This window comes from Lentibacillus persicus (genome assembly GCF_900112705.1).
In the GTDB taxonomy this organism is placed as follows: Bacteria; Bacillota; Bacilli; order Bacillales; family Amphibacillaceae; genus Lentibacillus; species Lentibacillus persicus.
In genome coordinates this window covers 61,609-73,962 of sequence record NZ_FOMR01000007.1, presented here as the reverse complement: position 1 = coordinate 73,962, position 12,354 = coordinate 61,609, and the positions used below count along the sequence as shown (strand labels likewise).

At 43.6% G+C, this 12,354-nt stretch carries 13 protein-coding genes; 11 read left to right on the top strand and 2 right to left on the bottom strand.

All coding sequences use genetic code 11. The features are described from left to right. The first annotated feature begins 12 nt into the window (after positions 1-12). Positions 13-1,491 (top strand): N-acetylglucosamine-specific PTS transporter subunit IIBC, encoded by a 1,479-nt coding sequence (gene nagE, locus BMZ22_RS10395; RefSeq protein ID WP_090085223.1) that lies wholly within the window; start codon positions 13-15, stop codon positions 1,489-1,491. 43 nt (positions 1,492-1,534) lie between these two features. On the opposite strand, the gene BMZ22_RS10390 is transcribed toward nagE, so the two are convergent. After that, complete coding sequence (locus tag BMZ22_RS10390) at positions 1,535-2,305, bottom strand: NRDE family protein (RefSeq protein ID WP_090085221.1); 771 nt, start codon at positions 2,303-2,305, stop codon at positions 1,535-1,537. Between the two features lie 69 nt (positions 2,306-2,374). Then, a complete protein-coding gene (locus BMZ22_RS10385) occupies positions 2,375-2,809 on the bottom strand; it encodes a general stress protein (RefSeq protein WP_090085219.1) in 435 nt (144 codons plus the stop codon). A gap of 231 nt (positions 2,810-3,040) precedes the next feature. On the opposite strand from BMZ22_RS10385, the gene BMZ22_RS10380 reads away from it, so the two are divergent. The 10 genes from BMZ22_RS10380 (at position 3,041) to BMZ22_RS10330 (ending at position 12,349) form a co-directional block, all read left to right on the top strand. After that, positions 3,041-4,459, top strand: a complete 1,419-nt coding sequence (locus BMZ22_RS10380) for an MDR family MFS transporter (protein WP_090085511.1) — start codon at positions 3,041-3,043, stop codon at positions 4,457-4,459. Between the two features lie 155 nt (positions 4,460-4,614). After that, on the top strand, positions 4,615-5,226 hold the full coding sequence (locus tag BMZ22_RS10375) for a 3'-5' exonuclease (RefSeq protein ID WP_090085217.1): 612 nt from the start codon (positions 4,615-4,617) through the stop codon (positions 5,224-5,226). A 56-nt stretch (positions 5,227-5,282) separates the two neighbouring features. Further along, the gene (locus BMZ22_RS10370) at positions 5,283-5,882 is read left to right on the top strand and encodes a short chain dehydrogenase (RefSeq protein WP_090085215.1); all 600 of its coding nucleotides are present in this window, start codon (positions 5,283-5,285) and stop codon (positions 5,880-5,882) included. 81 nt (positions 5,883-5,963) lie between these two features. After that, positions 5,964-6,185 (top strand): YdbC family protein, encoded by a 222-nt coding sequence (locus tag BMZ22_RS10365; protein ID WP_090085213.1) that lies wholly within the window; start codon positions 5,964-5,966, stop codon positions 6,183-6,185. Between the two features lie 96 nt (positions 6,186-6,281). Next, a complete protein-coding gene (gene sppA / locus BMZ22_RS10360) occupies positions 6,282-7,277 on the top strand; it encodes a signal peptide peptidase SppA (protein WP_090085210.1) in 996 nt (331 codons plus the stop codon). A gap of 12 nt (positions 7,278-7,289) precedes the next feature. Further along, the gene (locus BMZ22_RS10355) at positions 7,290-7,742 is read left to right on the top strand and encodes an RDD family protein (protein WP_090085208.1); all 453 of its coding nucleotides are present in this window, start codon (positions 7,290-7,292) and stop codon (positions 7,740-7,742) included. Between the two features lie 651 nt (positions 7,743-8,393). Beyond that, positions 8,394-9,998, top strand: coding sequence for an acyl-CoA synthetase (locus BMZ22_RS10350; protein ID WP_245745336.1), 1,605 nt, complete (start codon positions 8,394-8,396; stop codon positions 9,996-9,998). Between the two features lie 92 nt (positions 9,999-10,090). Next, positions 10,091-10,195, top strand: coding sequence for a small, acid-soluble spore protein L (gene sspL / locus BMZ22_RS10345; RefSeq protein ID WP_425434282.1), 105 nt, complete (start codon positions 10,091-10,093; stop codon positions 10,193-10,195). A 380-nt stretch (positions 10,196-10,575) separates the two neighbouring features. Further along, a complete protein-coding gene (locus tag BMZ22_RS10335) occupies positions 10,576-11,721 on the top strand; it encodes an AI-2E family transporter (protein ID WP_090085204.1) in 1,146 nt (381 codons plus the stop codon). 124 nt (positions 11,722-11,845) lie between these two features. Further along, positions 11,846-12,349: a GNAT family N-acetyltransferase gene (locus tag BMZ22_RS10330; protein WP_177183417.1), complete on the top strand. Its 504-nt coding sequence runs from the start codon at positions 11,846-11,848 to the stop codon at positions 12,347-12,349. Positions 12,350-12,354 lie beyond the last annotated feature (5 nt).

The following is a 12,354-nucleotide window of genomic DNA, read 5'->3' as shown; positions in this document are numbered from 1 at the left end:
GAGGGAAATAACATGATGAAATATTTGCAGAATCTAGGCCGTTCTTTAATGCTTCCGGTAGCTGTGTTGCCGGCTGCAGCGATTCTCATGGGTATCGGTAACTGGATTCTGAATGTTGATGAAAATAGTGTGATTGCCAATTATATGACGAGCGGCGGTGATGCTATTCTTGCAAACCTCGGAATTCTTTTTGCGGTTGGTGTAGCGATTGGGATGTCAAAAGAACAGGATGGGGCAGCAGGCTTGAGCGGTCTTGTCTCCTGGCTGGTTGCCACGACCGTTTTAAGTGTCGGCGGTGTCGCCGGACTTCAGGGCATCGAGGAGAGTGCAGTTGATCCGGCTTTTGAAAATATTGAAAACGTCTTTATAGGTATCCTTTCAGGTATCGTAGCTTCGATTATGTACAACCGATTCAGTCATATTAAGCTGCCGGATGCGCTCGCATTCTTCAGCGGAAAACGGCTTGTGCCGATTATGAGTGCTGCGGCTATGATGATTGTTTCAGTTGTTCTATTCTTTGTTTGGCCTATTGTTTATAATGCTCTGGTTTCTTTCGGTGAAGCTATTATTGGGCTGGAAGCGTTCGGTGCCGGGTTGTATGGTTTCTTTAACCGGTTGCTTATTCCAACAGGCTTGCATCATGCGCTGAACAATGTTTTTTGGTTCGATCTTGCAGGTATTAATGACATCGCAAATTTCTGGGCCAGTGAAGGTGAGAAGGGTGTCACCGGCCGTTATTTAGCAGGGTTCTTTCCAATCATGATGTTTGGTCTTCCGGCTGCGGCACTTGCTATGTATCATACAGCCAAGACGAAGCGTAAAAAGCAGGCAGCATCCTTACTAATGGCAGCAGCATTCGCGTCCTTTTTCACAGGTGTTACGGAAGCACTTGAATTTTCATTTATGTTTGTTGCCCCGTTATTGTATGTTGTGCACGCAGCGCTGACAGGACTTTCCCTCGCTGTTGCAGCAATGTTCGAATGGACTGCGGGCTTCAGTTTCAGTGCAGGTCTGGTTGACTACACGCTGAGTCTCGGTGTTCCGATAGCTAATCAGCCGTACATGCTCATTCTGCAGGGGCTCGTATTTGCGGTTCTGTACTATTTCATTTTCCGCTTTTTGATTGTGAAATTCAATCTAAAAACACCAGGCAGGGAGGATGAAGATCCCGGTGAAGGCGAAGTTGATGAAACCTACAGTGTTGATGAGGGAACCCTTGCTTCTGAATCGGATAAAGATGAAACAGCAGTGATGGCTGAAGAAATTTATGAGGGTCTTGGCGGCGACGAAAACATCCTGACCGTTGATAATTGTGTGTCCCGTCTGAGACTTGAAGTCGATGACATGGATAAAGTCAATCAGGATAAAATTAAAGCAACTGGCGTTCCGGGCATAAATGTCGTCGGTAAGCACAATATCCAAGTCGTGGTCGGAACACAAGTCCAGTTTGTGGCTGATGAGATGCGAAAAATGCATAAGAAGGATGAATAAACTTAGAAAAAGCGACCGGCATACTCAGTGCCGATCGCTTTTTTCAGGTATAATGAAGTTTAAATGAAAAACGATTTTCGTCTGCAAATACACCTTTATTAAAACGCCGTTCAACGAATGTCACCTGGTCTTGATGATCCACCAGAAGGACGGTTGAGCAACGGGTGCCGTAATCCGAGGTCTGGATGAAAAGTGGTGACAATTTCCGTTCAAAGTCGAGTCCTACACCGGTATCAGGCAACTCTTCGTCCGGGGCCTCTTCTGCGTCAGCAATAATATCGAAGAGCGAATCGGTCTCTACCACAGCGTTTTGTTGCACATAATCGGCCAAGCGCTTTCTACCTTTGACAACTTTAGGCCATGGGGAATCGAGAAGTTCGTTGCTTAATCCGTGTGTCCCTGCCGAGACCGATAAAATGTCGTCTTGAATATTACTGTAATAATATATTTCTTCAGGCGTCCCAGCAATAAAGTTGAAGCCGGAGTAGGCATTTTTTTCGTTTTTAAGCTGGTGTAAAAAGTTTTGTGGTGAAACATCTGACTCCAGGTACCCTCTCACAATATGTCCGCGCGATCTTTTATTGCTACTGTCTTCTTCGGGATCCCTATAGTTTGTCAAAGCGGCAACCCGGCCGGTTTTAGTAATGCCCAGCCAGGTGCCCATACCGACTAAATCCTGGCCGGCGAGTATGTCAGGGTGAGAATTCCAGAATTGAGCCGGAGCGCTTGGACGCTTATAGAATTCGTCCCGGTTGGCAGCTATGATTAATTTGTAATTTGGGTGATCATGTAAATGAAAGTTGATCAGACACATTCTGCACAATCCTTTTTTCTTTTATTATAGCCTGCATCGATGTCAACTTCCAACCGAGTGAATTGATGATTAATTGTTTAAATGGTTAGCGCGTTGACCATAGGTATCTAAATCGTAAGCAGCGTCATTGCTCATTTTTAAATCCTTGGTCACAGTTACAATGAGCTTTCCTGATTTAATTTCTTCCGTATAGTACGCTGCCTGTTGTTCCGTCAAACCTTTTTCACGCAAACGAGCGGGCAAGTCAGTTGTTTCGTCGACGCCGTTAAATATGACCTTGGTAATTTTATCTAAGAATGATCTCTCCCGGTCTTTTGACGTTTCTGTGCTGGTGACGCTGACGTCCGTTTTTTCATTAATTTCATCAGCGTATTTGCCATGTGAGAAAATCGTGATTGAACCGTTGCTCTTTCCTTCCAATTCCAGAATATCGACTGTCTTTACAACTTCCTCAACTGATTCATAAAGACCGTAAATTTCTTCTGCCAATAACAACACCTCCATTTAGAAATTCTCCATAGTTCATATTCCCTGCCTGAAGCCAAAATGAAACTTAAATTATCGTAGGTGTGGTATTTCATCTTAATAGGAAGTTTCCGGCTGGTCGAAAGAAAAATAGGAAAGCAGAATGATTCCATCGGGAAATTAATTATGCTAGACTATGGAAATATGCCTAAAAAAATAGGTCCTGATTTGTGGGGCTATTTTTCATTAAATGGAAAGAAGGAACATAAAATGTCTGAGAATCACGAATATCAACATACTGAAAATAGAGCAAGACGGACAACGCTCATGCTCGTGCTAATATCCGGTGCGTTTGTTGCTATATTGAATCAAACCTTATTGGCGACTGCACTTCCGAAAATTATGGCGGATTTGGACCTTGGTGAAAGTACGGCTCAATGGCTGACATCCATTTTCATGCTCGTTAATGGCATCATGATACCAATAACAGCCCTGTTGATTAACCGTTTCACAACAAGGGGGCTGTTTCTGACAGCTATGGGACTGTTTGGAGCAGGTACCATCATTTGTGCATTTGCCCCAAATTTCACAATCCTGATGGTGGGCAGGGTTATCCAGGCTTCAGGTGCAGGGATTATCATGCCGCTGATGCAAACGATATTAATGCTTGTTTATCCAATCGAAAAACGCGGCTCTGCAATGGGGATGTTCGGTCTTGTTATTGCCTTTGCACCGGCAATCGGACCGACGTTATCAGGTTATCTGGTTGAGCATTTTCCTTGGAGAAGCTTATTTTATGTCATATTCCCAATCATAGTTATCGATGTCACAATTGCATACTTTTTGCTGCGAAACGTTACCGAGCGCACGTTTCCAAAAGTGGATGTACCCTCAATCATTCTGTCGACATTTGGTTTTGGCGGTCTCTTGTATGGGTTTAGTGTTGCCGGTTCAGCTCAGGAAGGCTGGGGAAGCAGTCAAGTGATGATTTCCATGGCTGTCGGTGCTGTGTCGCTGACGTTCTTTATACTGCGTCAGCTGAGACTTGAACAGCCGATTCTTGAATTTCGGATATTTAAGTATAAAATGTTCACACTGGCGACAGCGCTGGGAATGGTTGTGTTTATAGCAATGATAGGCGGAGCGACTGTTCTGCCAATTTTAATGCAGGACTACCTCGGCTTCACGGCGCTTGAATCCGGTTTGGCATTGATGCCAGGTGCAGCAATCATGGGCATTATGAGCCCGATAACCGGCCGACTGTTCGACAGGTTCGGGGCCAGATACTTGGCAATCATTGGTCTGACTCTTGTTACTGTAACAACATTCATGCTGGCTGTTCTGACAACAGAAACAACATTTGCTTATATTGCAACGGTGAATGCTTTTCGAATGTTGGGTGTGGCAATGGTGATGATGCCGATTACGACAGCTGGTCTTAACGAATTGCCGAACAAATTGATGCCGCATGGTACTGCGATGAATAATACCATGCGCCAGGTAGCCGGAGCAGTCGGAACGGCATTGCTTGTCACGGTTATGTCCAATGCTGCCATTCCGGAAGAAGGAAAGCAGGGATTGGTTCACGGCTCCAATATGTCATTTATTGTTGCTGGTATTACAGCCGTTATCGGTATCGTTATGGCCTTTTTCGTCAAAAACCCAAAGCATAATCGAAACGCGGTTTAATATGTATCAGGATAGGCTTTCGTCAGTCAGCTGGCGTTGGCCTCTTTTTTCTATCTACACGAAAGCAGCCTTTTCTGATAATGTAATTAAAAATATGAAAAAATGAAACATTGGGTGTTATGTCACCGTATTACTGCATGAAATGGGGGAGCAGCATGCAATTTGTATCGATTGACTTTGAAACGGCAAACGAACAACGGAGCAGTCCGTGCGCCATCGGAATCGCAGTAGTGGATGGCGGACAGATCGTTGATGAATACTATAGTCTGATTAATCCAATGACGTATTTCAGTTCGTTCAATAAACGTATTCATGGGATTACAGAACAAGATGTCGCAGATGCACCAACTTTTGCGGAACTCTGGGGAACGCTTGAGGATTATTTATCAAACCGCTTAGTTGTTGCCCACAATGCAAGTTTTGATATGAGCGTCATCCGGCATACACTTGATCAATTCAATTTAATATACCCTGAGATGGACTACCTCTGTACAGCTAATATTTCAAGACGTGTCTGGCCACATCTTGCCAATCACAAATTGAACACAGTTGCCGCCCATCACGGAATTCGTTTTGAACACCATCATGCGCTGGAAGATGCCCGGGTGGCAGCTGAAATATTAATACAAGCCATTCAGACATATGACACCGATGAATTGGATATATTTTTAAGGAAGTGCCATATATCAAAGGGAAGAATTTATAATCGCGGTTATTTTCCGCCAAAATCAAAACGGATAAAACAAAGCAGGAGGATATATTTTTAGTTTAATATCTTCCTGGCAAAGATTTCTGGAAACATAATAAAAGAGGAGGAATATGTATGCGTATACTTGTTGTTGGTGCGAGTGGAACAATTGGAAAACGTGTTGCTCAAGCATTGGAACCGAAACACGAGATTGTTCGTGCAGGAAGAAATGGGGCGGATGTGTCAGTTGATATTACTTCTCCTGAAAGTATAACAGAAATGTATGAAAAAACCGGAGCCGTTGATGCTGTTATTAATGCTTCGGGAGGGGCTAATTTTAAAGCGGTGCCCGACTTGACACCTGAGCTGAATGAAAAAGGGATTGAGAGCAAACTGAAAGGGCAAGTCAATTTAGTTCTTTTAGGGCAAGGGTATGTAAATGACGGGGGCAGTTTTACATTAACGACCGGTATTATGATGGATGACCCAATTCCGCTTGGCGCTTCTGCTGCCATGGCAAATGGCGGTGTCAAAGCCTTTGTCAAAGCAGCTGCCATCGAAATACCGCGGGGAATCAGAATTAATTGTGTCAGTCCAAATGTTGTCCAGGAATCCTGGGAAAAACTGGGTGACTTCTTCGCCGGTTTTAATCCTGTTCCGGCAGATCGCGTTGCCAGAGCATACGTAAAAAGTGTGGAGGGTGCCCAAACCGGACAAAACTATGAAGTTTATTGATTAATTTTTAAAGTGTTGGAGGGGTTGTGTCTTATTGTGTTCACAACTGCTCGGCGTCACTTGAGGAATGGAGGAATTGAGTTGGCTGATATCAAATACGAGATTATTGAACACGTCGGAGTACTGTCCGAATCACCTAAAGGATGGACAAAGGAACTGAACTTAATTAGCTGGAATGGACGCGACCCCAAGTATGATCTTAGAGATTGGGCACCGGACAAAGCCAAAATGGGAAAAGGTGTAACGCTTACAGAAAATGATTTAACAAATCTAAAGGGAATTCTGAACAAGCTGGACCTTTAATTCGAATTCTAAATCACTTTCTTGTTAAGGTTTGCCAAAAAATGTAGTATTATGGTTCTATACATACGTACTTGTTACAGAATGGAGGACATCAGATTGAATAAGAAACGCTGGCTCGCATTAGGAATTGCAGTATTTTTACTGGTATTTTCAATTGGCTTCAGATTTATGAGCAGTCTGTTTTCAACTGATCTGGAATCATTATTTGCCATGTCAGATCAGCAGTATCAACAAGAGGTTATTCAGGAAGGTGCCGGAAACAAAATCGCTGTCGTTGAGCTTGACGGGACGATTCAGGACGTCTCAACATCCTCGATATTGAGTTCCGCCGGTTACAACCACGACCGCTTTTTGAAAAAATTAGAGCATGTTGGGGAAGATAATTCTGTCTCCGGTATCATATTACGCGTCAATACACCTGGCGGGGGTGTTGTTGAGAGCGATGAAATTCACGATAAAATTGTGGGAATTAAAGAGGAATATAATAAACCAGTGTATGTTTCAATGGGTAACACTGCAGCGTCAGGCGGTTATTACGTTGCGGCTCCCGCAGATAAAATCGTTGCGCATCCCGCTACATTGACCGGTTCAATCGGTGTTATTATGCAAAGCTATAACGTTAGTGAACTGGCTGATAATCTCGGGGTTGATATGAATACAATCAAGAGCGGGGAGTTTAAAGATATTATGTCCCCGACCAGGGAAATGACGGATGAAGAGCGTAATATTTTGCAGACGATGATCGATGACATGTATGACGATTTCGTTCAAGTGATTGTCGATGGCCGTGATATGTCTGAGTCCGAAGTTCGTGATCTTGGTGACGGCCGTGTGTATACCGGCCGGCAAGCAGCTGAAAATGGACTTGTGGATGATTTAGGCGACCTGGAAGAGACCGCTGCAATCATGCAAGAAGATCAGGACTGGTCGAATGCGCGGGTCGTGAAATACAATTCCGGGTATGGCTGGAATGCCTATATAAACGGCAAGGTCCAAAACATGTTCCGGAGCGAGGATGCTAAGCTATCGGCTATCCAGGAATTACTTCAGCAAACGGATGGGCCGCGTGCTATGTATTTATATTCGAAATAAGGGGGTGCCGTTATGAATGAAAATCTGGAAACATACTCTGAAGATGTAACGCCTCAGCGATATGCCGGATTCTGGATGCGTTTTTGGGCATACCTGGTTGATTTAGTCATCGTGTTCAGTATCAACGGCATCCTTCTTAGTCCATTTAAATTCTTTGATCCGATTAATATCGGTTTTTGGACGACAGCCGGCATCGTTGGCGCGATTGTATTTTATCTGTACTTTTTACTTATGACAAAATTTTTTGGGAAGACTCTGGGTAAGATGATCTTTGGTTTAAAGGTCGTGCGGGAAGACATGAAGCCGCTTGAATGGAGTGATTTGATATTCCGGGAGATTGTCGGACGATTCATTCATCGTGTCTTCTGGTTTACCAATCTGCTTTACTTGTTTGTCGCTTTTAGTAATCAAAAACAAGGACTTCACGATATATTTGGCAGTACACGGGTCGTGTTTGACCGATAAAAAAGGGTAGTTTTAATATAAAAGACGAGCGATTACGAGGGTTAGCGAAGCAAATTTTGAAAGTGGTTTATCCCGCTTACCTTCTTCAAAATCGTTCGTCTTTTATTTGCTTTTAAATCTTTTTCGCGCGTATTTTTTAGGTTCTATTCCACTGTTGCGTTTTTAACCGTCGCAGTTTCCATAAACTGCGACGTATCTAGTGATCACACGCTTGAAAAGACAGACTGCTTCCAGGAAAAAAGTAAACATGTGCCAGAGAGCCGAAATATGTGCCGGAGAGCCGGAATATGTGCCGGAGAGCCGGAATATGGGCCGGAGAACCGAAATATGTGCCGGAGAGCCATAATATGGGCCGGAGAACCGAAATATGTGCCGGAGAACAGAAACATGAGCCGTAAAGCCGAAACATGGGCGGGAAACAGAAACATCTGGCCGAAAACAGAGGTTCACGGGGGTCTGTGAAAAGCGACTGTCCTTAGCGCAAATCAATGCTGTCACTGTGTCGCACTTTACATTTGGTACGTAGCAGTTATAACAACTATGCGAGAAGTTCCGCATTTTCTCTCTTGCTATATCATATTATCTGAATTAAACTAATAGATAGAATATTCAGTGCATAAGTCATCGAAAAATTTTACAGGGAGTGGCGCTATGCGTATTGAATCAAATGTTTCTGAGGATCTTGGCAGGATGCTGGAAAGGGCAAGGCGGAACACACTGGGAGATTTGCTTGCCCGTACACGTGACAGAATGCCTGAGAAATTTGCGCTTTGCTATAATGAACAGCGGCTCAATTATGCAGAACTCGACCATATCGTTAATCAGACGGCACGAGCATTTCTGAATGACGGTATGAAAAAAGGCGATATGGTTACGGTAATGTCCAGGAACAGCCTGGATTTTGTCGTCGTTAATTTTGCATTGGCGCGCATCGGTGCTGTTATGATTCCAATTAATTATATGCTTTCAATTGAAGATGTTCAGTATATTCTCGAGCATGCGGAAGTCAGTGCTTTTATTGCTTCCGAGGAATATGCAGAAATTTTGGATAAGGCAGCGGGCAACCTTGATATTCGCCAGCGATATTTAATGGACACGCTTGGCACATATGATGGTGAACTGGCGGAATGGATGTCGCTGTCTTCAGCGTGTGAAGACCAGCCGCCCGGTCCTGTCGAGGTATCAATTGATGATGACGATCTTGCACATGTGCTTTATACAAGCGGAACGGAGTCGCGGCCGAAAGGAGTCATGTTGTCGCATAAAAGTCTGGTCAGTGAGTACGTGAGCTGCATTGTCGATGGAAAGATGGCTGAAGGCGATGTGCTCGTGCATGCGTTGCCTTTCTACCACAGCGCACAGCTCCATGTATTTTTAGGACCGAGCATATACCTGGGGGCGAGTGGCATTATTTTAGGAGCGGCAAGTCCCGAAATTATTTTGGAAACGATCGAAAAAGAGGGTGCGACTCAATTGTTTGCACCGCCGACCGTATGGATTGCGCTATTGCGGCACCCTGATTTTGATAAACGGGATTTATCAACACTGAAAAAATGTTATTACGGGGCTGCGATTATGCCGCGTGAAGTTTTAAAAGAACTTGCTGACCGCCTGCCAAATGCACAATTCTGGAATTTTTACGGTCAGACAGAAGTAGCACCGCTGGCAACGGCACTGCAGCCTGAAGATCAACTGCGCAAACTTGGCTCTGCCGGTGTTCCAACACTAAATGTTCAGACGAAAATCATGGATGAGAACGGTAACGAGGTGGAACGCGGCGAGGTTGGTGAAATCGTTCACCGTACACCACATACGATGAAAGGCTATTTGCATGATCCGGATAAAACAGCCGAAGTATTTAAAAATGGGTGGTTTCACAGCGGCGACCTGGGTGTGATGGATGAAGAAGGCTATGTTACCATTATAGACCGCAAAAAGGATATGATTAACACAGGCGGCGTAAATGTATCAAGCCGTGAGGTCGAGGAAACGATTTATCAGATTGACGGTGTCGCAGAGGTTGCTGTCATTGGTATTCCGGATGCCTATTGGATTGAAGCCGTCACTGCGGTTATAGTGCCAAAAGAGAATGCCAAGCTGACGAAAGAATCGGTTATGGAATTTTGCGATGAACGTTTGTCCAAGTTTAAAGTTCCGAAATATGTTGATTTCACGAATGAGATGCCGAAAAACCCAAGCGGCAAAGTGCTGAAGCGTACGTTGCGGGACAAGTATGAATCATTAAGTGAAGCTTAGGCCATTCAAGCATAAAACACTTCCGTCCGAGAAATACTATTTACGGAGGTGTTTTGATGAGTGAAAAAAAGAAAAGCCGGCACAAAAGTCAGATGAGGTCAAGTGTTAATAAGCAAGGGCTCAGTGAAGATACTGCCGATCAGCAGCCTGAGAGTCAGCTTGAACAGCGGGCCAAAAAGAAAAACACAAAAATTTAAAAAGGTAATTTTTTACATTGATTTTTATCCTTCAGAAGTGTATTATGAAAATACAAGCTGCAATGTGCGTATTTAAATTAAGTTTTAACCTCTAACAGATGAATAGGGAGTTTTACATCGGGACTCAAATGTCGTGCCTCCAAAGAGTGGAAGACAGGAAGGTTCCTGCAAACACCCACTTAGCGAAGTGGTGGTTTTAAAACTTTTTATTTAAAAAATACGGCAATTGTGGCTCTAAATACTAAAGTGATAAGCCAGTTTCCATACGGGAGCTGGCTTTTTTGTATTAACGATTTTTCGTATGCATAGGATTATGAGAACTATATGGAATTTTTTTATAAAATCATCTATAATTTGTATAATAAGGAGGCGCGGGTATTATGAAAGTTAGCCGGTTTATGAAGTTTATAGGCGGGCGTGATTTGTTTTATGGCCTTGTCCTATTGATTTTAATCGGAATTACCATTTTTATTTACGCAAAAGTTTCGTTTATTTTTGATCCGCTGTTAACATTCATTTCGACTTTGATTGCACCGGTGATATTGGCTTTTATAGCCTTTTATTTATTGAACCCGGTTGTCGATTTGCTGGAACGTGTACATATTCATCGCGTCTGGGGCATCATCATTATTATTCTGGGAATCAGCGGACTGTTGACCGGATTGATACTGTTAACGGCACCGGCAATTGAGACACAGGTGAAAGATTTGGCATCGCAATTCCCCACCTACTTGCAGCAAATGGGTCAAGGGATTGAAAATTGGATTCAAGCATCTTTTCTTGCTCCCTATTATGAGCAAGGGTACGCATGGTTCACTTCGAACCTGAGTGATATATCAAGTATGGTTACCGAACGGCTCGGAGGTGCAATGGAAGGCGTCCAGAACGTCGCAAGCACCATTACAAGTGCGGTCGTTGCGATTATCACATTTCCTTTCATACTTTTCTTTATGTTGAAGGACGGCGATCGTTTCAAAGCGTTTTGCGTGAAATTGCTGCCGCCTAAATACCGCGGTGAAGTTGACCGGATACTGCATAATATGGACGTGCAGGTTGGTTCTTACATTCAGGGGCAGATTATCGTTGCAACGTGTATTGGTATACTGCTTTACATCGGTTATTTAATCATCGGTCTCGATTACGCGATTACACTTGCGATTGTTGCAGCTGTGACCAGTGTTGTACCTTATATTGGGCCGATGATTGCCATAACGCCTGCCATTATTATTGCGATTGTGGATTCGCCAATTATGCTGGTGAAACTTGGTATCGTATGGGCGGCCGTACAATTTTTAGAAGGAAATTTTATTTCACCGAACGTTATGGGCAAAACAATGCAGGTCCACCCGCTGACGATCATCATTGTGCTGCTGGTGGCCGGAAACCTGTTCGGGGTAGTCGGTGTTATTCTCGGTATTCCGGGATATGCTATTTTAAAAGTCCTCGTCGTTTATGCCTTTCAGAAATTTAAAGACCGCTATAATCGTTTTTATGGTGAGGACCATGAGCCATATGAGAAAATTTAACGTATCATCTCCAAAAACTGCTGTTCTTCAGAGAAGAGGCAGTTTTTGCCTTAAATGTTCATCATTTGCCGTATGCCGATCATATAATCATAGCAAGTCCAATTTTTGAATAAGGGGGATGATGATGATCGACATACGGTTGCTGGAACCTGAAGATGCAGAATCATATAAAAATTTGCGGCTTGAGTCCCTGCTTAACAGCCCTGCTGCATTTTCAGCAAGCTATGATGAGGTACAGGCTGATTCAATTGAAACGTATAAAGTCATGTTTCAATCGGAAAACAGTTATACATTTGGCGCCTTTGACGCGGATGAGTTAATCGGCGTTGTGACCCTTGAACGGGAAACCAAAAAGAAAACGGGTCATCGGACAATGATATGGGGGCTTTATGTTACCCCGTATAACCGTGAAATCGGGACAGGCAAAAAATTAATGCACACAGTGATCGATTGTGCAAAATCGCTGGAGGGCGTGGAGCAGATTTTTGTGTCTGTTATTATAAAGCGTGGTACATCAGAACGTCTTTTTTATGCATTGGGGTTTGTGCCGCTTGGCAGACACAAAAAAGCAGTTAAACTGGGAAGCAGATATTATGATGAAGAGTACATGGTTATGACGTTAAGTTAGGCAGA

Bases quoted from the DNA above. Each gene is read 5' to 3' on its own strand.
- BMZ22_RS10370 (WP_090085215.1), top strand. From the start codon at position 5,283: ATGCGTATACTTGTTGTTGGTGCGAGTGGAACAATTGGAAAACGTGTT.
- BMZ22_RS10350 (WP_245745336.1), top strand. From the start codon at position 8,394: ATGCGTATTGAATCAAATGTTTCTGAGGATCTTGGCAGGATGCTGGAA.
- BMZ22_RS10385 (WP_090085219.1), bottom strand. From the start codon at position 2,809: ATGGAGGTGTTGTTATTGGCAGAAGAAATTTACGGTCTTTATGAATCA.
- nagE (WP_090085223.1), top strand. From the start codon at position 13: ATGATGAAATATTTGCAGAATCTAGGCCGTTCTTTAATGCTTCCGGTA.
- BMZ22_RS10390 (WP_090085221.1), bottom strand. From the start codon at position 2,305: ATGTGTCTGATCAACTTTCATTTACATGATCACCCAAATTACAAATTA.
- BMZ22_RS10355 (WP_090085208.1), top strand. From the start codon at position 7,290: ATGAATGAAAATCTGGAAACATACTCTGAAGATGTAACGCCTCAGCGA.
- BMZ22_RS10380 (WP_090085511.1), top strand. From the start codon at position 3,041: ATGTCTGAGAATCACGAATATCAACATACTGAAAATAGAGCAAGACGG.
- BMZ22_RS10375 (WP_090085217.1), top strand. From the start codon at position 4,615: ATGCAATTTGTATCGATTGACTTTGAAACGGCAAACGAACAACGGAGC.
- sspL (WP_425434282.1), top strand. From the start codon at position 10,091: ATGAGGTCAAGTGTTAATAAGCAAGGGCTCAGTGAAGATACTGCCGAT.
- BMZ22_RS10330 (WP_177183417.1), top strand. From the start codon at position 11,846: ATGATCGACATACGGTTGCTGGAACCTGAAGATGCAGAATCATATAAA.
- BMZ22_RS10335 (WP_090085204.1), top strand. From the start codon at position 10,576: ATGAAAGTTAGCCGGTTTATGAAGTTTATAGGCGGGCGTGATTTGTTT.